Consider the following 21,742-nt stretch of genomic DNA (forward strand, 5'->3'; position numbering starts at 1 on the left):
AGGCCAAGGCCAGTCGATCAAGTGACTATTCTTTTACCGCAGAAGGCCTGTTCGCTTTGCGCAGGTTAACGAATCTTGATTACCGTTTTTGTCGCTGCTTTCCCGTTCTCTAATTCTTTGTGCAGAGAAACAATCTCTTCAATCGGTCGCGTGGCAACTCGATAATTATCTTTTTGTAACATATTCAGCGCATTTCGAGCACTCTCAGCCGCTAACCGTGGCCGTAAGTGAGCAATGCCTCCAAGACTTACGCCAGTAATAGTAATACTCCGGTGCCATACCGCGTCAAGTGTCGTCGTAGAATCGCGGCCACTTGCATTGCCAACCAAAACGTATCGACCAAACGGCGCCAACAATTTAAATGATTCGATGCGTGGGTCACCGCCAACGGGATCGATAACTACCGTTACACTATCTGAGTGAAGGCTCGGTAGGTCACTCGTTAAAATTGCAGACGATGCACCAGCGTCGAGCACCGCCTGTTGTTTTTCTGGCTTACTAACTACGGCAATGATTGAGCGAATACCGGCCGCTCTTGCAAGCCGTATCGCTATATCGCCAATACCCCCACTTGCGCCTAAAACAAGAAATGTATCTTGTGATGAAAGCTTCGCTTGGTGATGGAGAGCGATCCAGGCGGTAGGCCGTTTATAAGGGAGCCAGCTACCACTGCTAAATCGTCATTATCATCCAAAGGCAGCGTAAGATCTGCGCGCGCGATTGCTACTTCGGCATATCGCCTGCTTGAGAACCACGTCCAAAATCATTTAGTATAGCTCCAACTCTTTAGCCAATTTTAAAATTTGTGACATTTGGCCCGACAGCGCGGATGTAGCCAGAGACCTCAATACCAGGAGTAAAGGGTGTCTGAAGCGGAAATGTTCCATTTCGAAATAAAACATCTACAAAAGCCGACCCCAGCAAAGGCAACATCGATAGCCACTTCATTCTTTTTTGGTTCAGGTACTGGGATATTACTCAAGATTAGCGAGTCAGCCGACCCAGTATCATTTACTCTCACTGCTTTCATTGGGTCCTCCTTGGAGTAAGATTATCTACTTCATTCAGTATATTATCTATTTTATACGAAGCATTTTTACCAAAGCTACAGACAGAAATGCATTGCCACATCTTGACTTAATACCCCTAGGGGGTATATTATAAAGTTATGAATGAAGACTACAAAAAGCGCAGTTTACACCGGTCAAAGATCATCAGGGGACAGCTAGAATCTCTCATAAAAGCCATTGAGGATGACACTTACTGTATGGACATCCTGACACAAAGCCTGGCCATCCAAAAGTCGCTGGCATCGCTCAACAAGCTGGTGCTTGAAAACCATTTACGCACCCACGTAACCGATATGCTCAGCTCTCGCGATGCCGCGGCACAGGAAAAGGCAGTCGAGGAGTTACTGAGCCTTTACGAGCTACATAACATCCGTGGGCGAAATTAAAGAAATAGACATTATGAAGCATACCCACGCACAGCATCAGCAGATACATCACCAAGCCCACGTGAATCACGGCGGGCACAAAGATCACGACAAACACGCCGGACACAACCCAAATATGTTCAAACAGAAATTTTGGCTGAGTCTGCTACTTACTATTCCGACCCTTATTTTTTCGCCCACGGTACAAAGCTGGTTTGGCGTGCGCTGGGAGTTTGCGGGCATGGAATACCTGCCGGCCATTTTTGGTACCATTATCTTCTTTTACGGCGGATTGGTTTTCCTGAAGAGCGCTAAAGCCGAACTCCAGAGCAAGCAGCCAGGCATGATGACGCTCATTTCTATGGCAATTACAGTGGCTTTTGGCTATAGCTTAGCCTCAACGCTCGGTGTGGTAGAGGGTATGGATTTTTGGTGGGAACTTGCAACCCTCATAACTATCATGCTGCTGGGGCACTGGCTTGAGATGGCGTCGGTTATGAACGCCCAAGGTGCGTTAAAAGAATTAGCGAAGCTACTGCCAGATGAAGCTGACCTTGTTACCAAAACCGGAACCGAAAAAATCGCCGTTAGCGAGCTAAAGCCTGGCGATACTGTACTGGTTCGCCCCGGTGCGCAGGTTCCCGCTGATGGTGAAGTTATAAAAGGTGAGTCAGATATTAACGAATCGCTGTTAACGGGCGAATCGAAGCCGGTAAAAAAGACCGTGAAGGCGAGTGTCATTGGCGGTACCATCAACGGCAGCGGCTCGCTCACCATTAAGGTCACGAAAACCGGCAGCCACACCGCACTTGCGGGTATTATGAAGTTGGTCGCCGAAGCACAAAACAGTAAATCGAAAACCCAAATTTTAGCAGATAAAGCGGCGTATTGCCTGACTTTTGTGGCGCTAGCGGCGGCGCTCCTTACCTGGATCGGCTGGGCGCTGGCCGGAGAATCGGCTGGCTTTATTCTCGAGCGGGTGGTGACCGTACTGGTGATTGCCTGCCCGCACGCACTAGGGCTGGCTATTCCACTTGTCACGGCAATCTCAACCAGCAAGGCGGCGAGTAGCGGGCTGCTGGTTCGACAGCGTATGGCGCTTGAAGCGGCCCGTAATGTAGACGTCATACTATTTGATAAAACCGGCACCCTCACCAAGGGCGAACAAGGCGTGGTTGCTATCGTGGCCGATGGTGATGAGGAGGAATTATTAGCGCTTGCCGCAGCTGTAGAAAACGAATCCGAACACCCAATCGCCCGCGCAATTGTTAACGCTGCGAAAGCTAAACGGCTTGCAGTGCCGGAAGTTAGCGGCTTTTCGGCTTTGGCTGGTCGGGGTGCAAAAGCCAAAATCGGCGCAAAAACGGTGTGTGTTGGTGGCCCGCGCCTGGTTGAAGAGCTTACCGCTAACATGCCAGAGGAAATCAAGAAGGCCGAAAGAACTGCCTCAAAAGACGGTAAAACAGTGGTGTACGTGATTGTAGCTAAAAAGGTCATTGGTGCAATTATGCTGGCCGACGTCATTCGTGAAGAATCTAAGGAAGCAGTTAAAACACTGCAAGACATGGGCAAGCGTGTCGCCATGCTCACCGGTGATTCTGCCGGAGTTGCGGCTTGGGTCGCCAAAGAGTTAGGGATTCAGGAATATTTTGCTGAGATATTACCCGAGCATAAAGCCGAAACAGTCAAGAAATTACAGGCCGATGGCAGCAAGGTCGCCATGATTGGCGATGGTGTAAACGATGCCCCAGCGCTGGCCCAAGCCGACATTGGCGTTGCTATTGGTGCCGGCACCGATGTCGCAATTGAATCTGCCGGCATTGTGCTCGCCAGCAGCGACCCTCGCGGCGTGGCGAAAATTATAAAACTCTCACAAGCGACTTATCGCAAGATGCTCCAAAACCTGGCCTGGGCCACAGGCTACAACGCCCTGGCTATTCCACTGGCTGCTGGCGTTACTGCCGGTTTCGGCTTCATTCTGTCGCCGGCGCTAGGTGCCGTGCTTATGTCGCTTTCAACTATTGTGGTAGCGGTTAATGCCCAGTTTCTAAGGAAGCTACACCTCTCGGCGTAGATAAGTCAAAGCCTCTGCCCGCAACTATGCCCGAAGACCTGTAGGTGTTTAAAGCGTAGCAAAGCTTCGTGCAGCTAAAAAGCAATCACGCAGCTACATGCGGTCCTGATTATGATAACGCTATTGTGTTTCAAAGTAGTTATAAATACAATAGTAAGAAGCATAAGGGGAATAAGGTAGTAGTTATGGCAAGACTTCCATCACCAGGCGGCGACAGCGGCACGTGGGGCAATATACTAAATGATTTTTTAAGTGTTGCTCATAACAACGACGGCACTTTGAAGACAATTGGCGACACCGAAGTGGGCACACTATCGCAAACTAAAATTACTAATTTGGTAAGTGATTTAGCCGCGACAGAAAAGACAGCAAACAAAGGCCAGGCCGACGGATATGCGGCGCTTAATGGCGATTCAAAGGTGCCTGCCGTACAATTGGGCGGCACTGGTGGCGATGCAACTAACTTTCTACGCGGCGACAACACCTGGGCGCCTGCGGTTGATTCCACGGCGTCACGCTACAAAGGTGAGTGGTCACCTTCAACAGCTTATGCAGTAAATGATATCGTCACCCATCATGGAGAAGGAATATATATCATTACAACCGTCCACACCAGCGGTGCTACTTTTAATCTAAGCAACAAAGTGCGGCTCAACGGACGGGCACGTACCTACGATGTTATGGATTACGGCGCCGTAGCAGATAACGCAACTGATAACACCGCCGTTTTGAATGAAGTAATTAATAAAGCGGTGCAGGATGGCATTGCTGACGGCACGCATTTTGCCCGAATACATTTTCCTCCGGGTACATACGTCGTCTCCAGCCCAACAACGAAGGGCGGCGTCGCCAAGGGCAATGCTCAAATCGAAATTCCTTATATACAGACAACGGGTAAAAAGTTCTCGCTTGTCCTTTCTGGCACCGAAAACGGATCGGCGTTTGCCCACTGGCAGCAAACGACCGAGCAGCGATCGGGCGCAGTAATACGCTCTACTCTAACCGGTTTGTCGGCAGACGGTACCTGGGGAGCGCCTTCAATCGTAGGTGGCCCGTCCGTCCCGCAGGGAAGCGGTATGTTTTCGAATATGGTGATTACCGTCGATGGCATTTCTGTCATGGCGCCACACCAACCAGGCATTATTGGCTGGGATTTTAAATGGATTGCTCAGGCCGTGATTCTTTCGGCCAGCGCTCTAGCTAACGCAAGCCCTGCCGGTACCCCGTCACTTTCTACATCTCATACAAATGACCTTAGCATCGGTCTGCGCATGCCCGATAATCTCAACAATGACTGCGCCGTAATTGTCGATTTCTCGTGTGAAGGTTTTTACTATGGCTGCACCTTAGGGGAACATTTAACGGCCCTTCGGTTGGCTCTCATTTACTGCGAAGTAGGTATTTACGTTGGTGGGGTAGGTGGCGCATCTTTTCATGGCATCACCATTGTTAACCTCTCCGTAGAAGCTACTCCTATCAATATTCAATGTTTGAATGGGAATGGCGGCTCAATACCAATAGATGTCTTAGGCATGCATGTCGAAACTTCGACAGGCTATACCATTGACGATCCTAACAATAATTTTACGGGAACCATTAACTTTGCCAGTATCGGCAGCAATCCGCCGACTGTGCGCGGCGCAGCGCATTTAAAGATCGTCTCTACAAACCAACCATCGTCGCCCGGGCACAAAACTGCTCCGGCTGTACCGGCTTCAACGACTTCATTAGTTAACCCCTTCTGGCGAGATGCAGCTGTCACAATTTCAGGTGGCACGGTAACAGAAGTGGCTGTCGACGGTACAGCGACGGGTATTACTTCGGGTACGGTTATCGTGCCGAGTGGCAAGGCAATTAAGCTCACGTATTCTTCGGCCCCATCCTGGAACTGGGTGGCGCTGTAATATCTATACTGCTAGCTACTAAAAACCAGTCAGCTTGAGGTTAAGTTGACTGGTTTTTAATACGGCCAATTAGGGCAAGACCAGTTTCACATCTACGAGTAGAATCAGCGGCGTCGCAACAATTTCTTTGCAATTAGAATGGTTGAAGCAATGAGCATTGCGAGGGCGAGCGCAGCCGGAATAATAATTTCGTAGCCAGTATTAGGTAGAAAACCAACATTTGGTGGCGGCGTAGGAGGAGTGGTAGAAATGGTGCATTCATTATAAGCGCTCTGGCCATACGTATCGCAATTATAGTTTGCCGCTGCAGCAAGATGTACCAAACTGTGTATCATAGCTCCCCCGATGACTCGATATTATTGCGAAAACATAACCAATATACTAATATAATAATGGACTGAGACATAATGCGCAAACACAATTGAATAGTTGTTGAAGGGGAAGAAGTATGTTTGGATTAGGCGCACCGGAGTTAGTCGTCATTTTAGTAATACTGGTATTGCTCTTTGGGGCAAGTAAATTGCCAAAGCTGGCAAAAAGTATTGGTACATCCGCTAGAGAATTGCGTAATAGTATGCGAGACGATGAGCCAAGCCCAAAGAAACCAGCACCAGAAGAGAAGTCGTAGGGCTAACGAAGCCTCCCAGACTTCCACTTTTTCTTCGCATTTAAATGAACTTCGCACCCGCTTATTATTGACGGCTTTGGCTTTTCTGCTGGCGTCCGGCTTTGCCTACACACACCAGCAAGAATTGCTCCATGTAATTATGCTGCCCCTGAAAGGGCAAGAATTAATTTATTTAACGCCCGGCGGTGGATTTAACCTAATCTTTCAGATTGCGATCTACGCTGGACTCATTGTTTGCTTACCAGTGCTCTTCTATCAACTGTATGCTTTTATACGCCCGGCGCTGCCGCTCCATGCTCGTCGTTCTTCAGTAAAGTTAATCGCGGCCGTTATTTGCCTTATAACGCTTGGGGTGTTGTATGGTTATTTTGTTGCAGTTCCGGTTGCGCTTGAGTTTTTGAATAATTTTGCCGGCGATGCCGTTACGCCGTCTTTAACGGCCGATTCCTATCTTCATTTCTTTTTAGCTTACATAGCTGGGCTGGCGGTATTATCTTTATTGCCGTTACTACTGTTATTCTGGCACTGGATTCGCCCGCTCAGTCCGGGCGGCCTGTTAAAATCTGAACGCTGGGTGATTGCGGGGGCGTTTATCGTCGCGGCAATCATTACCCCAACACCTGATGTCGTGAATCAATTAATGATAGCCGGCCCGGTTATCGGGCTTTACCAGCTAGGCGTAATGAGCGTTTTGATTTCATTACATCTCAAGAAGTCGAGAAACAAGAAGGCACAATTGCCGCTATCCTCCGCCTCTAAAGAGGGCCTTTCTTAGAAAAACAAACCACCCCCAGTCTAGCGGACTCTTAATATAGACACCTCACCCTAAAACGTATATTATAAGCATAAGTACTAAGGGGCAAAGAATGAAAATAAAACAAGATTTCGAGCAATTATTACGAAAAGATATGGATCGGCGCGATTTTCTGAAACATGTGGGTATTGGCTTTGCGGCGATCCTCGGTATTACTGCCATGCTAAAAACGCTGTCGAGCGTTATGTCACCGGGGCCCGAGAGTATCGGCTATGGCTCTAGCACTTACGGTGGCGTGCGCCCGAACACCACTCCTTCAGGCTCTGCAACTACCTCAAGACAAGGATCAAAATTAGCTTAAGAATAGCTTTATATCAAAGAACTATTCATGTGTGGTGGCTTTGAAGCTATATTGCACAATATAATATACATGATATAATCAGTAAGAACCTTAATATCCTAGCCACACGACAAATCATGAGCAGAACGGAGACCGAATGGCCACCCCTGAACAGCTCAGTCGACTACACGCTCAAGTAAGCGAGCTTGTAACGGGTGTTCATAGTGGGTCGCTTGATCCAGACAGGACACTGGTTGCCCTCCAGGCTATCCTGGAAACGCGTAATCCAGAGAATATCACTGCTGTAATTTCTGACACTACCAACACGCCTTCATGGTACATCTCTCCTAAACGGCAGCTCGAAAAGGCAGCACAACTGTGGCCGGCGGCTGCTCTACCAGCACCACCAGAGCAGTTTGTGCCGCTCACCACTTCAGAAGTGCTGTTGCTCCATGTCCCAGACACGTTCGAGAACCTCTGGTGCAATATTACGCCACCGCCTGGTTATACCAAACGAAATGGTGGTGCAGGAAGAAAGCGAAAGCTAAACCCTGCTCCCAATATCCGTAGGCATGAAGAACCAGTGTGGCTGGCCTTCGATCCTGAGCATGGCAAAGGAAAGCCACCGCAAGAACTTTGGGGTAACCCTCGCTTGGCAAGCACAGAAGTTCTGTCAGCATTGATTCAATTTCCCGATTGGTGTCTTGCGTGGGGCAACAGTGCTTCGCCGCCAAGCCTGAGTGGCTGTCGCTGTCGACGGCTCAGTGTTCCCTTCCTCGGCCGGAACGATATGTACGGCGAACTAGTTATAGAATACGACTACGTGCAGATTGGAAGAGAAAAGCTTAACAACCACGCCTCGCCGTCAGTTAGGAAGTGCGATTGATAAAAAGGTTCTGGGTCGCTGGGAGTGTGATGTGTATAATTACATCTCCTCCCAGCACCACACCTCTTTTGTATTTATTTTGATATTGTATAATAATAGTTGTTGACTACTAAAGAAAGGTGGGCAGTGGGGCTTGGGGTTCTTGGGTTTATCATAGTTACCACTGCCGTTTGGTTGGCAGCTATGTACCGGATTAAGCCATACACATTGTACATGCTTCATCGGGAATTGGCTGTCTAGCGTTGGGCTATATCCACGCCGTTGTCTGAGAACTCTCGTGTCAATAGCGTACCTTCTTGCGGAGAAATCATTCGCAAAGAGTGGTACGCCTAAAAGTCATTTTTTTATTAAAACCTATATCATGAAGGTATTATTTAATAATTCATCTCGGAGTAACTAGGGTAGAAGTCTTGCTTCAACTGGCTGGACGGTAAGCCAGCCCCTTCAAGCTCTTTCCCAAGCGCAGTGACCATCATGGTTGGACCAGAAACATACACCAAGGATTTATTGAGGTTTGGCGCTAACTTTGCCAATTTAGCCACATTCAACGGCTCGCCCACGACGTAATCTACTGTAAAGTGTGGATCGTTTGCGGCGTAATTATCAAATTCTTCCTTAAAAACAATATCGTGGGTGCGATTGCCGTATAGCAGATGCACCGCCAGCGACGAACCTTCATGCGCTCGTTGCCGCAAAATAGTACGAAAGGCTGTAATTCCTATGCCGCCAGCCACAAATATGAGCGGCGAGGTGGTGTCTTGCCACACAAAGTTGCCATGCGGCTGATCGAGTAACGGTAGCTTGCCGCCAATTGGCAGTGCCGCTAATGCCCGTTTAAAAGAACTGTCGGTGAGTCGGGTGGTGATTTGGATAATTCCTTCATAGGGCGCCGATGAAATTGTAAACCAGCGTTTCGTACCCTTGCCATCTGGCTGATCGTGCGGCAGTTCAACGCTCATATATTGCCCAGCGATCCACTGTACTGGTTGGTCTGCCACAAAACGAAAGGCCCACACATCGGCTATAAGGTGTGCTTTTTCTTTGAGTGTCAGCGTGGTTAGCATCGTTTACTCCTTTAGTTTTTGCTTTTTGGATAAGGTTAAATTGACGGTGGTGATGATATCAAGTACATTGATTATACAATACCGCCAACCACAAAAAGGGGACACCATGCAGCTAATCGATAGCCTAAAAATGTTCAGCATCACCGTGAGCGACATGAAAAAGTCAAAGGCGTTTTACGCCGACGCGCTCGGCCTAAAGATCACTCAAGACTATCGCGAAGACGACGACAATTGGTGGGTGACCTTAGAATTCCCCAGTGGTGGCGCCGCGATCACCTTGGGTAAGGCCGCAAAATATGGTGCCGATGAACCCCTAAAACCTGGGATGATAGGCATGTACCTTACCACCACTAACCTTGAAGCTACCCGGGGTGAGCTCAGCAAAAAAGGCGTCAAAGTGAGCGAAATTATGGACGACCTCTTTGGCCCAGGCTCGGGCACGCAGTTTATAAGCATCGAGGACCCAGACGGCAACGCTATAAACGTACTGCAAGAATCGTAAGATTATAAACCATGCAAGAATTTATTGACATCCGCGGCGCGCGCCAAAATAATCTTAAAAATGTGAGCTTAACAATCCCAAAGCGTAAAATTACTGCTTTCACAGGCGTTTCGGGATCGGGCAAGTCGAGTTTAGTGTTTGATACCATTGCTGCCGAATCGCAGCGGCTACTAAACGATAATTTCAGTATGTTCGTGCGGCAGCTGTTGCCGCGTATCAGCCAGCCTGACGTTGACGAGATTAAGCACTTAAATATGGCCGTCATTATCGATCAAAAACCGCTTGGCGGCGGCCCACAATCAACAGTTGGCACAGTAACAGATATCGCCACGGTGCTGCGCCTGTTATTCTCGCGTTTTGGCGAGCCGCATGTCGGTACTGCCAATCGGTTCTCTTTTAATGATCCGGCCGGCATGTGCAAGCACTGTAACGGCAAGGGGCAAAAGATGAATATTGATCTTGAGGCCTCTTTCGATAAAACCAAATCAATCAATCAGGGTGCTATTCGTTTGCCAGAATACCAAGAAGGCGACTGGAACCTTGAGTTGGTAAAACAATCCGGGCTGTTTGACCTTGATAAAAAACTCAAAGATTTCAGCCAAAAAGAACTCGACGATCTCTACCACGCGAAAAAAGTTAAAGCTGGCACCAGTAATGGTTTTAACGTTTATTTTGAAGGGATTGTTGATAAATTTGACCGCCTTTACATTAGCCGCAAGTACGCCACCAAAGACGGTAAGCCGATGTCGGAGCGCACGCACAAAATGGTAGCGCCATTTATCGTAGCCGGACCTTGCCCGGTGTGTCACGGTGCGCGGCTCAACCAAAAGGCCTTAGCCAGCAAAATACAAGGGTACAATATCGCCGAGCTTAGCGCCCTGCAAATAGACGCCCTTCTTGAAGTCATCAAGCAGCTCGATACGCAGGCAAACCATACACTCATTACGGCAATAACTGATCGCCTCTCTCATGTAGTTGAGATTGGCCTTGGTTACTTAACGCTCGACCGCCCGACTTACACCCTATCTGGCGGCGAATCGCAGCGCCTGAAGCTAGTGAAACACTTAAATGGCGCCCTGACTGATGTCACCTATATTTTTGATGAGCCCAGCGTCGGGCTGCACCCCCACGAAGTTCAGCGGCTTAATCAACTGTTGCAAAAACTGCGCGACGAAGGCAATACTATCCTGGTGGTCGAACATGACCCCGATGTTATTGCAGTAGCAGATCATATTGTCGATATTGGCCCGCAGGCCGGCACGCGAGGAGGGCAGGTGGTCTTTGAAGGCACTTACCGGGAATTATTAAAAGCCAAGACCATCACCGGCCAGCAGTTGAAGCAGCAGCTGTCAATGAAACAAGTGTTTCGCCAACCAACCGGTCAGTTGCCAATCACTAACGCACGTGTAAACAACCTTCAAAACCTCACCGTCGATATCCCCACTGGTGTCTTTACGGTCGTAACTGGTGTCTCGGGTTCGGGCAAGAGCTCGCTGATAAACCAGGAATTTCTGCGCCAACATCCAGAAGCGATTGTGGTCGACCAAACACCGGTTAGCACCTCAAATCGCTCGAATCCAGCTACCTATATTGGCATCCTGGATGCTATTCGAAACGCTTTTGCCATAGCCAACCAGGTTGATGCCGGGCTATTTAGTTTTAATTCTAAGGGTGCCTGCGACAACTGTAAGGGCGCCGGCTTTTTAACCGTTGATCTTGGATTTTTAGATAACGCCAAAACGCCCTGCGACGTGTGCGACGGCAAGCGCTTTAAAGATGACGTATTGGCCTACAAATATAACGGCGCATCTATCACTGAAGTGCTTGCTATGACCATGGCTCAAGCCAGCCAGTTTTTTGACTTACCCGAAATTACTAAGCAGCTCCAGGTCTTGAACGAAGTCGGCCTTGATTACCTGACGCTCGGCCAACCACTCAACACGCTATCAGGCGGTGAATGCCAGCGCATTAAGCTAGCCAGCGAACTGCACAAGCAGGGGAGCGTCTACGTGCTCGATGAGCCCACAACCGGCCTGCATGTTTCAGATGCTAAGCGGCTTATAGCCTTGATTGACCGGCTGGTTGATACTGGCAACACCGTAATCACCATCGAACATAACGTTAATATTATTCGCCAAGCCGATTGGATTATTGACCTTGGCCCCGAAGGCGGCGACAAAGGCGGTAAAATTATGTTTACAGGTACAACCAAAGACCTGCTCAAAAACAAACAATCACTTATTGCGCGCTATCTTTAAGCTCTACTCAACTATCTTTACTCACGGCCAGCTTCTCGAGCGCATACCGTAACATTTTCTTGCTATCTTCGTGCGTCAACCTGGTAAAGGCCTCCTCGGCAGTCAGCCAAAGATTTTCGAAGTTTTCGCCTGCCTGGCGATTGGGCTTTGGCGCAGCCTTAGCGTCAATTAGCTTCAATAAAAAGTAGTGCACCATCTTTCGGTAGTGTTGGTCATGCTCAGTAAAATCATAAGTTATTTCGCCCAGAGGAGCTGTAATGGTAACCTGGTAGCCTGTTTCTTCTAAAATTTCTCGAACAGCTGTTTGTTCTGGGGTTTCGCCCGGCTCAATTGTACCTTTCGGAAATACTACTTCGCCATAATCAAGCACCTCTAATGCTAAGAACTTGCCATTATGATGCACAATGCCGCCCGCCGATTGCTTGTAGGATATAGTATCATTCATAGGTTACTACCTCTGCGGTGCCGCATTCAGCGTAAGAAATATAAAATAATTAAAGCGGCTACTGCTACAATTCCCACAATAAACGGCACCAAGCTCGTTTTAAGTGCTGCGCCACCAGCAGCAATCGTGCCGGGATAGTCTGACCGCTCATCTTTATATTGCGCTGTGTTTTTTGCCACCGCCCCACCAATATCTGCAATAAGGCTAAATAGTTTGGCGACCATGGCTTGGTTCGGCTCAATCGGACCGCGGCGATAGAAGTATAATCGATCGCCGACAATTTCAGCATCCAAAGAGTCGTCCATAGCGATAAGCGCCTCCATCAGCTCAGGCGTTAAGAAGTACAGCACGTCCTGAGCATATTCTTTCGGACAATAGACTGAGAAGTAGCGGTTAAAATCTCCTTCCAACTGCAAAGCCTGCGAGCGAGCAATACCATCACTAATATGCGTTCGATTGCCCTTGCGGTCGAATACCACATGCGGCAGTCGGCGTGGCAGCTGCACCGCGACCGCTCCGATAACTATCGTTTGGCGGTACTGGCCCTGCGCAATACTATAGCGGTGTGTGCCAAACCAAAAGGGGAGCGCATTATACACTCCTTGCACCGTTGCTTCAGTGGCTCGGCCTATTCCTAGCCTAAAAATACTACCTGGCTCGTCAACTGACGACCAAGCTGGGGTAAAACTAAAATTATTAGCTGTGGCAAAGGCTTGAAACGCCACGTTCCGGCCAATCCGGGCTTTCACTTTAAATAGATTAATGAGTCCATAAATCAGTAAGATAGCTCCCGCCACGCCACCGATAATGCCTAGCGCTGCATTTTGCGTCGCAACCACGCCAACAATGCCCAGCAGAAGACAAACGCCCCCGATAGCGATGAACGCCCAGACTTGTCGCAGGGCACCGCTGGCAAAAGCAGTATTCGGTGTTGTAACCTCTCGCGAAGGTGGAGCAGTGAGTGGTGAGTAGTCGAGATTGGTCGTGTTTTGATACATATATAGGTTATTATACTCTAACAACATTTTTGGTTAGTGACATTATGGTATAGTGACAGCGTGAAAGAATATCGTTTTACCCCAATCTCGCCGTATCACATTTCGTGCGGTGGTGTGGTTTATCGGCACCGTGGCCAAGAACTTGAGGTGCTGCTTTTGATCGACCACGACGGTAGCTTTATGCTACCTAAAGGCACCCTCCGACATAACGAAACTCTTGAACACTGCGCCCTTAGGGAAATCGAGGAGGAAAGTGGTCAAAGAGGGACGATTACCGCATACTTAGGCGGCCGTTTAGATGAAGGGTTAGATAAGCAAACTGACTATCCGATTTCAAAAATCACCCACTATTTTGCCGTCGCCTGGCAAGAAGACACCGGCGTTCACGACCACGAATACGCTAGCAGCCGCTGGGTAACCGTTACCCAAGCCGAACAATTACTAACAAGATCTTCGGTATTGGCTATTTTAGAACGCTTTATTGCGCTTATGGATAGCGACTACGATTTTATTGGGTAGCAAATTGGCCCGCCAAAACGTCAATCACAAAATCATCATCTTGCTGGTGATCTTTGCTCATATGCTGGTCGGTTAATAGGAAGTACGAATTGGTTTGCACAGGAGTGTCGTTCCAGGTGACATCGATTGCGCGCCACTTGCCGTCAACCTTCACCTTATTCCAGGCGTGGCGTTCGCCATTTGCCAAACCGGTCACATATACCGCCTGTAAGCCTGCGGCGTCGGCCAGCGCTTTGAAGGCGTAGGCGTAGCTGGCACAAACGCCTTTTTTGTCAATCAGCGTACCGGCCGGCGTCCAGGAGCGCGTGTATTGATCGGGGATAAAACTGACCGTCGTCTTGAGGGCACCGAGAGCATCGTAATTATACTCGGCATGTTCAATTAGGTAATTATTGATAGCCGTGACTTTCGCGCTGTCGCTCATGCCTGGCTTAATGATACTGCTCGTGACACGGCGAATTTCGGCAGCAATCGCTTGTTGTTCTTGTTTACGTTGATCGGCCGTGCCGTAATATTGCACTTCTAGCAGGTTGCGATCGTCATAAAAGTAAGCGCTTTTGACAGCCAGAATATATGGGTTTTGCGAGATTGCTTCGCGGTAGGCGTCCCAGAGGTCGATTGGGCTATCTTGGAACTGCGAAACATCAATGTACTCACTGCCGGCGATCATATTTGCCGCAATGTAATTCGTAAATGAATTAGTGGCGTTCACTTTATAGGGAACTTCAGGGGCGGCCTTGCTGATTGTGATACTGCTTAAATCTTTCTTGGGCGTGGCGTAGGTGTAGGTAGAGAAGTTACCGGTTTTGGCTTGGGCGGCTTTGTTACGAGTAGCAATTCGAGCGATTTCCTGTGGGTAAGTGGCATCAGAATACTCTTTAATATGATAAAAACCACTGATTAACGTCCCTTGCACCTTATACGGCACTTTGAGGGTGATGATGCGCCGCGTATCGCCTGGCTGGCCAGTTTCGTTTGAAATAATTTCGCCCTTTGTGACGCCTTCGGCTGAAACCATCACCGGCCGCAGAGCGGTTTTGCCATCGGCCATAGTCACAGGGATTTGCTTCGGAATCGCATCGAAGGTCCCCACGCTCACATCTGCCGGGATATCCTGTTCGCGGCGGGCATTATGGGCAATATTAACAGGCAATTGGGGCTCAATTTGTTCACCGGCAACGCCGCCCAGTGACGAGACGGTTTCAGCACGAAAGGCAACCACGCCGTATTCGGTGATTTTCTTTTTTTCACCTTCGGTTAATGAGCCCGGCGCTGCATTCCGTAAGTCGTCTTCTGATTGTAAGAAGTTCTTAAACGCACTGTTTTGAACCACCACCCCGCGTGAAGGGTTGTTTAAATCTTGCTGCAAATATTTATCTTGCTGCACCGAATCCCATTTGGTGTCTTTTGTTTCACCAATTAAATCCGCAGTGAGGTTTGCTCGATCATCGGCACCTTTGTCATATTCAAGTTTCACAATATAGTATGCGTCGGCTCCGGCTACTTTTTCCCAAGAAAATTGCACGGCCCCGCGGTCATCAATAGTATATGACACTTTTGGCGTTGCAAGTGCTGCTGGCTTAACCGTAAATTTGGTCACAATTGGTTTTTCGAGCGGCTGGCCGGTGCTGAGATCGCGCCGCTGCACCAAAAAGTACTCTTTAAATAGCCCCCAGGTTTCATAGCCGGTGAGCGCCACGCTTTTGCCGGTTGTCGTGCCGCTACCAATGGCATTGATCGCACTCGGGGCACTAATTTCCAGCTTGCCATCGAAGTAATAGCTGCTAGCGGGCACCTCTTTAGTAAAGGCACTGTCGCTATATACCTGTATGGCATTTTTGTGCTCAGAATCGATGGCGGTTGGGTCGATGGCGGCGTTAAACACAAATTTATGGCGTGGATCGAGATTTAGTTGCGGTTCAGTAAACTGGTAGGGCAGATCACCTGAAAAAGTTACCTTGGTGGTTTGATTCGATACCAGGCGGAAAACCGAAAAGAGAAAAATTCCCATAAGCACCACGACGGCCAGAATAATTGCCCCGACGATGAGTATTACTTTTTTGTTTGAACGAGGAGCTGAGGGCGCACTAGCCGCTCCATTTGGCGTAGGTGAGGGTGTTGTAACATTTTGCATTAGTTTAAGCATACAGCCTGGAAATATAATTGACAATTGGTTGTGTGACGTTTGGCCGAGCTTTTTAAATTAAGCTATCTAAAAAGCGGGGAGTAAATAATTGCTGCTTTTGGTCTAAAGATAATTGGGCAGCTCTTTCTTGTTGCTGTGACAAGAAAGAGCTACCCGTGAAAAACTTACGCGGTCTCCGTTGACCGATACAAGTACCGGCGCGTCCGCGGCCAAGCGCCTCGCCGCGGCTTGCCCTTAGTGGCAATCCACTGGTTCAGCCCCAGCCGACCATGCTCGGCGAAACCAGCCATCGAGCCTTCGTACCAGAACGAGCGCATTCGGAAGGCCTGCTCGCCCGCCAGCCCAGGCACGCGACCCTCGAGTAGCGCGATAATTTCTTCGCGATGCTCCTTGTGGCGCCGGTACCATTCGGCCAGAGTAAACCAGTAGTGCTCCCACAGGTTCTCACGGTCGATCGAGTGCAGGCCGTGCCGGCCCAAACCCTTTTCGACCTGAGCGATCGTTGGCAGGTCACCACCGGGGAAGATCCACTTCGCCACCCAAGGGCTGACTGGCCGCCACGGCTCTTCCTGCGTAATGGTGTGCAGCACGGTTACGCCACGCTCCGCCAGCAAGCGAGCCACCTGCGAGAAGTAATCGTCGTGGTTCTTGCGGCCCACGTGTTCGAACATGCCCACCGAAATAATTCGGTTGAACTGTCCGTCCAGCTGCTGGTAGCCCTTCAGCTCAAAGCTCACTCGATCGGCCACGCCTTCGCGCTTGGCGCGCTCGCGGGCACCCTTGAGCTGCTCCTTGCTCAGCGTGATGCCAAGCACCTCAACACCTGGGTGCTGCTTGGCAATCTCGACTGCCAAATACCCCCAGCCACAGCCGATATCCAGCACGCTGTTTCGTGGCTGCACCTCGAGCTTACGAATCAGATGGGCAATTTTCTGGCGCTGTGCGGTGTCGAGATCGTCTCCTTCTGCTTCGAAGTAGGCGCACGAGTACAACCCGGTTTCGCCCAGCACCAGATCGTAATAGTCATTACCAAGATCGTAATGCACCCCGATCTGCCGGCGCTGCAAGCGCTCGTGGTTGGGCTCGCGCCGCACCAGTCGAGTCTGAAGGCTGGGCTTGGGCGTGTTGCGGTTGACCATCTCGAAGAACAGCGGAAGGTCTTCCTCGGCAATTCGCAGCTGATCAAACATGTAGGCTTCGCCTACGGCCACACTGGCGTTGGTCAGCATTCGCTGCACCACTTCGCGGTCGGTTACTGCTGCATGGAGCAGATCTCCGGAAGTGCCAAACCGCTCCGCGGTGCCGTCCCACAAGGTAAGGCGCAGGCGCCCCCAGCGAAGCCGCTGATGAAGCGCCAGGCGCAGGAGTTCCTTGAGCAGCTTGTCCGTCATTTCTGCGAACATCCGCATACCTCTTTCGTTTGCGCGTAGCAGGGCGTAACTAGTATACCAAGTCGCCAAGCAACTTAGCTACTAAAAAATTCATTTTGTTATGCCAAAAGGGGGAAATAGCTAATTGTTCATACCTAAGCTATGAGTGCAGTGGCGACGAAAATCGCCCCAGGTCCGCAACCATCAACAACTGCCCGCGTGCTACTATATGTATATACCATAGTGAAACAGCGAGATCAGAAATATGGACCCAAAGCAAACAACGTCTCCACCAACAAACAACCCAGCCCCGCAGCCAATATATAAAAAGTCGTGGTTTATTATAGCCATAGTCGTGGCTGTCTTGTTGTTTGCGGTATGGGCGTTAGTAACCTTCATGAACCAATCGTCAAAAGGTAGTAACCAGCACAACATTTTTTACAAAATGATTGAAGCAGCGGCCCAACAAACTAAAGTTCGCTACGCTTACGAATTGACTGTTCCCGAACGCAGCGATTTCCCGGCGGTGAGCGTGCGTTCGCTCGCAGAATACGATGCTGCGAAGCGCGAGTATAGCCTCGTCGCCGTATCAGACAGCCTTTCGCCGCGGGCGTACCGCTGCGTTAAAAATACCCCACTCGAAAGCACCACCATAAAAAGCCCTGCATCCCGCGCAGAAGCCGAGACCGCCATAACCGGCCCCTGGAAACCAGCCACCAGCGGCATCGCCCTTGACTCTTGCGATTACACTCGCTCCCGCTATCACGGCAGCACTAGCGATGGCATTTTACCTGTTGGCCTCACTGCCCAGCAAGCAAGCACTATGGCGCAGGCGCTGACCGACGAAAAAGATGGCATAATTACCCGCAATGAGGGCGCCGCAACCTACAAAGGCAAAACTGGTAAAAAGGTAAGCTTTGAAGTTGGGCAGGAAAAAACCGGGAAACCAGTCAAAGCCGATACCTTTTTCTACGCTTTCCGCGACGGCAACAGTAGTTCACAGGGCGGCAACGGTATTCAAGCCGAAGATATTCCGCACCATTTCGAGCAGCGGTTCTTTCTAACCAGCCCTCTCACTGGTCTAAAAGGGTATTACATTATTGATGAAAACACCAATTTACCCATCTACAGTGAAATCCACACCACCGCTGATGGCATTGCCTCCGAATTCAGCCCCACCACCCTTAAAAGCACCTACGAATACCCAGCCGAGCTCACCATGACCGACCGTACGGCATTACCAAGACTTTAAGCTAACTGCCAGCACCTAACGAAAAGCTCTTGCACTGTCCTTCTACCCAGCCGTATCATAACGCCACATCGAGCGTTTCGTCTATAGGTCACACCTGGAAGGCCGGGGGGTTTTAGTGATCTTCAGCAAAGCACCCCAACGCGTCGGCATGATGCACCGCCAGCCACGCTCCCACACCGAAGGTTCAGGGATAGACAGAATTGGGAGTTCAGCGGTTAGAGCGTAGGGCAAGCTCGTTTATCAACAATGGGCTGGTATTGCTTTATGTGTAGCAAGTATGTATACTACTGCAGTCATCCATCACTGATGGGCCGTCACTGTTAGTGCGAGGTAAAACATGGAGCGCAACGTTCACACAACCTATCAGCGAGGGCATGTGTGGTGTGACCTCGGGCAAATCATCCCCATTCATACTGAAGGTCGCGAACTGGTTAAAAAGCTCCCCCTATTGAACGACTGGCGGAAGCTTGCACGCAACTTCCTGAACCGTCACGCCCAAGTTGTCGGTACAGAAGCCATCGCCAGGATCCGGCTTGCTCTGTTTAATGAGCTTGAGACACTGGAGGTAGCCGAAGCAGTAGCGCAACTAAGCCAGTTTATCGAAGAGAGCTTTAGCGCCTGCATTGGCTGGACTGCTACTGAAGACAGAGTCACGGCAAGCTGGACGCGCGGGTTGACCCTTCCGCCCCAGTAAACACTGAACCTGGCCGGTGTCTGACTTAAGCAGCAGACACCGGCCGTTTTATTTACCAACAACCACTGACTTTGATTTACTATTTCATTATTCTATTATATAATTTGATTAATCTCATCAAGATCGCCGATTTCACCGAGAGGAACCTTCATGCGAGGGAATTATCGCCAATCCGGGCAGCAGTTCCAACGGCCAGTGGTGTTTCAAGAAATTGAGGTGTCGCTCCCTGAGATACTGGGCTTGGTCGGCGGGAAGATCGGCTGGACGAAGCGGGGGACTATCAAGGTTTTTAAGGGTGGAAAGGCGCCGAAGCGCAGGTTCCAACCTGGTAGTTTCATCCGAGTTGGCGGCCAGCTATTTTTGGTTGTTTACGCCTACCGCCTTAAGGATAACCCGAGCGAATGGCTGTATGCCTGCGAGTACCGCAACAAACTCGTCAAGGAGGTGCCGAGCGAACTCTTCCCGGGCCTTACGGAGTCGCTGCAGGCTGGCTCTAAAACGCCGCGAATCTTCCCGCACCTGTTCCGCGATGCCTTGCAGGCACACGCGTACTTTGCTGATATTCCACTTGGCGCCGATCGAAAGATCTTCACCAATGGGATGCTCGTGAAGGCTGGCGCCAAGGTCGTGATCGAGATAATCGAGTCCGTCCTGCCCGCACCAAAGGTTGATTAGCGACCCCACGCCCCATTCCTTACACCAGCAGACACCGCGTCGCTTCTGTAAGGATGGGGTGTTTTGCTTTACATCGATCCTAGGCATTTTCCGCACCGCAGGGCACCAAGTTTGCAGATCACTTTACAAAAAATCGTTACTATTATATTGTATAAGCACAGTCAATCCCGGCCTTTTAGGTGGTGTGGTGAGTGAACTAAGCAGATTCGCCGGCGTAGAACTACAGGTGTGCGAACTAGGCACTGAATCTACCCGTGCAGCGGTATTCCTGGCATCGGCGCCGAATAAAAAGGTTGTTCGGTTAACCGGGGGTGCTGGTGGCATGGCTGCCAGTCAAGCTAACGAAATGTACGACATGTTCGTCAGCGCTTTCAAAGGGTGCGAAGTCGCCCTGATTGCTGGCGGCACACGTATGCTGGCTGCGCCTGGCTACACTCAGGTAAAGCCGAGCATCACCGAGGTACTACCGAAAATCATTGCCTGTAGCCCTAAGGCACGGGCAATCGGGGTAGTGCCGCGGATTGACAACATGGTGCTCCATAACGGGAACCTGGTTATCTACCGCGAACCCGAGCACATTAATATCATCCACCCAAAGCTCCACAGCTGCATCATCCTGCAATATGCAGACAGAGGCCTCAAAGACCTCTGGACAAAGGAGTGGCAAGCCTCGCTGGAGTACATGGAGTTGCTCCGTGATAGCGGCGGCTACGAACCGCTTCATATTGTGTACAATGGCGGCATGTATACCGAGCAAGAGCTGCTCCATGTTGCCAAGCTGACCAAGCGAAAGCAAGCCCGGCTGCTTCTGATCGAAGGAAGCGGACGAATGGCAAGCAAATACGCAGCCGATAAGGCATTTCGTAGTCAGTACAACGATCAAACCGAAGTGCTGTCGTGCAAGCCCCATGAGTTGGCGCAAGTACTGCGTGAACTCAAAATAGTCCAGCAATAGGGAGATGTCATGGACTACTTTCCTCCTGGTACTGCCCGCAAGGTCACCGGCGGTATTGCCAAGTTTGTCGTGGGGCAGCGCAAAGAAGGTGCGCCCAAGGCCATGAAGGTGCTCTGTGCCGATAAGGCGGGGATCATCCGGTTCGTTGGCGGCACCAGCAATGACACGGTCAGCGGTGAAGCTGCCCTTAGGTTCACCGAAGCGGTTTTTAGTGACGGCAAGTTGCAGCCGCTGGCCCTCATGAGTGGGGGCACGCGGATCGTCAACGACCGACTCAAAGTGATCCCCGGCATTCTGGAGATGCCCGGCCTGGCAAAGCTGTGGAACCCGGATTGCGTCGCGCTTGGAAGCGTGCCGCGCACCAGCGCCACGATGTCGTACCAGGGTGAACACTCAAGCTTGATGCTGAGTGACATCATGAACGACTCCATGCTGCCCAACCCGACACTCGACATGCTGTGGGTGGTGCAGTATGGAGTCAACGACACCTCCGGCTGGGATGGCGACGTTGAGGTCTATTTGGAGTTCATGGACAACATGCGCCAAGACGCAGGGCTTGTGCCGGCCACTATTTGCTGGAACGGTGGCCTCGTCACCGCCAAGGAAATCCGCGGCGCGCTGGAGTACGGGTTTCACTGTCTGCTCATCGAGGGTAGCGGTCGTTTCACCGACGCCGCTATTGCCTTTAAGCGGGGCAAGCAGGTTGAGGACGCACAGTTCCGCACCATCCTCGGTAAGTGGCACGATTCGGGCGTCGAGCTCAACTTCGACATCATTCGTCATGATGATCCCAACCAGGTAAAGCAGTGGCTGACTGCCCACGGCTTGCGCCGCTAGAAAAGA

General features: G+C 50.3%; 22 protein-coding genes. 15 read left to right on the forward strand and 7 right to left on the reverse strand.

The window, feature by feature from the left end:
- Positions 1 to 65: 65 nt before the first annotated feature.
- Positions 66 to 632, reverse strand: a complete 567-nt coding sequence (locus tag VD907_04210) for a zinc-binding dehydrogenase (GenBank protein HYG84057.1) — start codon at positions 630 to 632, stop codon at positions 66 to 68.
- Between the two features lie 536 nt (positions 633 to 1,168).
- Here VD907_04210 and VD907_04215 point away from each other — a divergent pair.
- From VD907_04215 to VD907_04225, 3 genes are all read left to right on the forward strand, one after another.
- Positions 1,169 to 1,456 carry a metal-sensitive transcriptional regulator gene (locus VD907_04215; protein ID HYG84058.1) on the forward strand — a complete coding sequence of 96 codons (288 nt, stop codon included), beginning with the start codon at positions 1,169 to 1,171 and terminating at the stop codon, positions 1,454 to 1,456.
- Positions 1,457 to 1,469: 13 nt separating this feature from the next.
- Complete coding sequence (locus tag VD907_04220) at positions 1,470 to 3,509, forward strand: heavy metal translocating P-type ATPase (protein ID HYG84059.1); 2,040 nt, start codon at positions 1,470 to 1,472, stop codon at positions 3,507 to 3,509.
- Positions 3,510 to 3,694: 185 nt separating this feature from the next.
- The gene (locus VD907_04225; protein HYG84060.1) at positions 3,695 to 5,413 is read left to right on the forward strand and encodes a glycosyl hydrolase family 28-related protein; all 1,719 of its coding nucleotides are present in this window, start codon (positions 3,695 to 3,697) and stop codon (positions 5,411 to 5,413) included.
- Between the two features lie 104 nt (positions 5,414 to 5,517).
- Here VD907_04225 and VD907_04230 read toward each other — a convergent pair whose 3' ends face one another.
- Positions 5,518 to 5,748, reverse strand: coding sequence for a hypothetical protein (locus tag VD907_04230; GenBank protein HYG84061.1), 231 nt, complete (start codon positions 5,746 to 5,748; stop codon positions 5,518 to 5,520).
- Positions 5,749 to 5,861: 113 nt separating this feature from the next.
- On the opposite strand from VD907_04230, the gene tatA reads away from it, so the two are divergent.
- The 4 genes from tatA to VD907_04250 all read left to right on the forward strand — a co-directional run bounded on the left by tatA (position 5,862) and on the right by VD907_04250 (position 8,021).
- Positions 5,862 to 6,041, forward strand: a complete 180-nt coding sequence (gene tatA / locus VD907_04235) for a twin-arginine translocase TatA/TatE family subunit (GenBank protein ID HYG84062.1) — start codon at positions 5,862 to 5,864, stop codon at positions 6,039 to 6,041.
- The gene (tatC, locus tag VD907_04240) at positions 5,998 to 6,816 is read left to right on the forward strand and encodes a twin-arginine translocase subunit TatC (protein ID HYG84063.1); all 819 of its coding nucleotides are present in this window, start codon (positions 5,998 to 6,000) and stop codon (positions 6,814 to 6,816) included. Before tatA ends, tatC begins: the two co-directional genes overlap by 44 nt.
- 91 nt (positions 6,817 to 6,907) lie before the next feature.
- Positions 6,908 to 7,156 carry a twin-arginine translocation signal domain-containing protein gene (locus VD907_04245; GenBank protein HYG84064.1) on the forward strand — a complete coding sequence of 83 codons (249 nt, stop codon included), beginning with the start codon at positions 6,908 to 6,910 and terminating at the stop codon, positions 7,154 to 7,156.
- A 136-nt stretch (positions 7,157 to 7,292) separates the two neighbouring features.
- Positions 7,293 to 8,021: a hypothetical protein gene (locus VD907_04250; GenBank protein ID HYG84065.1), complete on the forward strand. Its 729-nt coding sequence runs from the start codon at positions 7,293 to 7,295 to the stop codon at positions 8,019 to 8,021.
- Positions 8,022 to 8,395: 374 nt separating this feature from the next.
- Here VD907_04250 and VD907_04255 read toward each other — a convergent pair whose 3' ends face one another.
- Complete coding sequence (locus tag VD907_04255) at positions 8,396 to 9,085, reverse strand: FAD-dependent oxidoreductase (GenBank protein ID HYG84066.1); 690 nt, start codon at positions 9,083 to 9,085, stop codon at positions 8,396 to 8,398.
- 52 nt (positions 9,086 to 9,137) lie between these two features.
- On the opposite strand from VD907_04255, the gene VD907_04260 reads away from it, so the two are divergent.
- A complete protein-coding gene (locus VD907_04260; GenBank protein HYG84067.1) occupies positions 9,138 to 9,587 on the forward strand; it encodes a VOC family protein in 450 nt (149 codons plus the stop codon).
- Between the two features lie 11 nt (positions 9,588 to 9,598).
- Positions 9,599 to 11,845 carry an excinuclease ABC subunit UvrA gene (locus VD907_04265; protein ID HYG84068.1) on the forward strand — a complete coding sequence of 749 codons (2,247 nt, stop codon included), beginning with the start codon at positions 9,599 to 9,601 and terminating at the stop codon, positions 11,843 to 11,845.
- Positions 11,846 to 11,852: 7 nt separating this feature from the next.
- On the opposite strand, the gene VD907_04270 is transcribed toward VD907_04265, so the two are convergent.
- Together VD907_04270 and VD907_04275 are read right to left on the reverse strand one after the other, a co-directional pair.
- Entirely contained in the window at positions 11,853 to 12,290 is a 438-nt protein-coding gene (locus VD907_04270; GenBank protein ID HYG84069.1) for an NUDIX hydrolase, read from the reverse strand.
- Positions 12,291 to 12,316: 26 nt separating this feature from the next.
- On the reverse strand, positions 12,317 to 13,288 hold the full coding sequence (locus VD907_04275) for a hypothetical protein (protein HYG84070.1): 972 nt from the start codon (positions 13,286 to 13,288) through the stop codon (positions 12,317 to 12,319).
- 60 nt (positions 13,289 to 13,348) lie between these two features.
- Here VD907_04275 and VD907_04280 point away from each other — a divergent pair, with 60 nt between their 5' ends.
- Entirely contained in the window at positions 13,349 to 13,807 is a 459-nt protein-coding gene (locus VD907_04280) for an NUDIX domain-containing protein (GenBank protein ID HYG84071.1), read from the forward strand.
- Here the strand turns inward: VD907_04280 and VD907_04285 are convergent.
- Complete coding sequence (locus tag VD907_04285; protein HYG84072.1) at positions 13,797 to 15,941, reverse strand: transglutaminase domain-containing protein; 2,145 nt, start codon at positions 15,939 to 15,941, stop codon at positions 13,797 to 13,799. The two genes, VD907_04280 and VD907_04285, sit on opposite strands and share 11 nt — an antisense overlap.
- A 176-nt stretch (positions 15,942 to 16,117) precedes the next feature.
- Positions 16,118 to 17,362, reverse strand: coding sequence for a cyclopropane-fatty-acyl-phospholipid synthase family protein (locus VD907_04290; GenBank protein ID HYG84073.1), 1,245 nt, complete (start codon positions 17,360 to 17,362; stop codon positions 16,118 to 16,120).
- Between the two features lie 226 nt (positions 17,363 to 17,588).
- On the opposite strand from VD907_04290, the gene VD907_04295 reads away from it, so the two are divergent.
- From VD907_04295 to VD907_04315, 5 genes are all read left to right on the forward strand, one after another.
- Positions 17,589 to 18,575, forward strand: coding sequence for a hypothetical protein (locus VD907_04295; protein HYG84074.1), 987 nt, complete (start codon positions 17,589 to 17,591; stop codon positions 18,573 to 18,575).
- A gap of 337 nt (positions 18,576 to 18,912) precedes the next feature.
- Positions 18,913 to 19,269, forward strand: coding sequence for a hypothetical protein (locus VD907_04300; protein HYG84075.1), 357 nt, complete (start codon positions 18,913 to 18,915; stop codon positions 19,267 to 19,269).
- Between the two features lie 150 nt (positions 19,270 to 19,419).
- Entirely contained in the window at positions 19,420 to 19,944 is a 525-nt protein-coding gene (locus tag VD907_04305) for a hypothetical protein (protein ID HYG84076.1), read from the forward strand.
- Positions 19,945 to 20,131: 187 nt separating this feature from the next.
- Positions 20,132 to 20,899 (forward strand): hypothetical protein, encoded by a 768-nt coding sequence (locus tag VD907_04310; protein ID HYG84077.1) that lies wholly within the window; start codon positions 20,132 to 20,134, stop codon positions 20,897 to 20,899.
- Between the two features lie 9 nt (positions 20,900 to 20,908).
- Complete coding sequence (locus VD907_04315) at positions 20,909 to 21,736, forward strand: hypothetical protein (GenBank protein ID HYG84078.1); 828 nt, start codon at positions 20,909 to 20,911, stop codon at positions 21,734 to 21,736.
- Positions 21,737 to 21,742 lie beyond the last annotated feature (6 nt).

This window comes from Verrucomicrobiia bacterium, assembly GCA_035629335.1.
Taxonomy (GTDB): Bacteria; Patescibacteriota; Saccharimonadia; order Saccharimonadales; family Saccharimonadaceae; genus DASUUR01.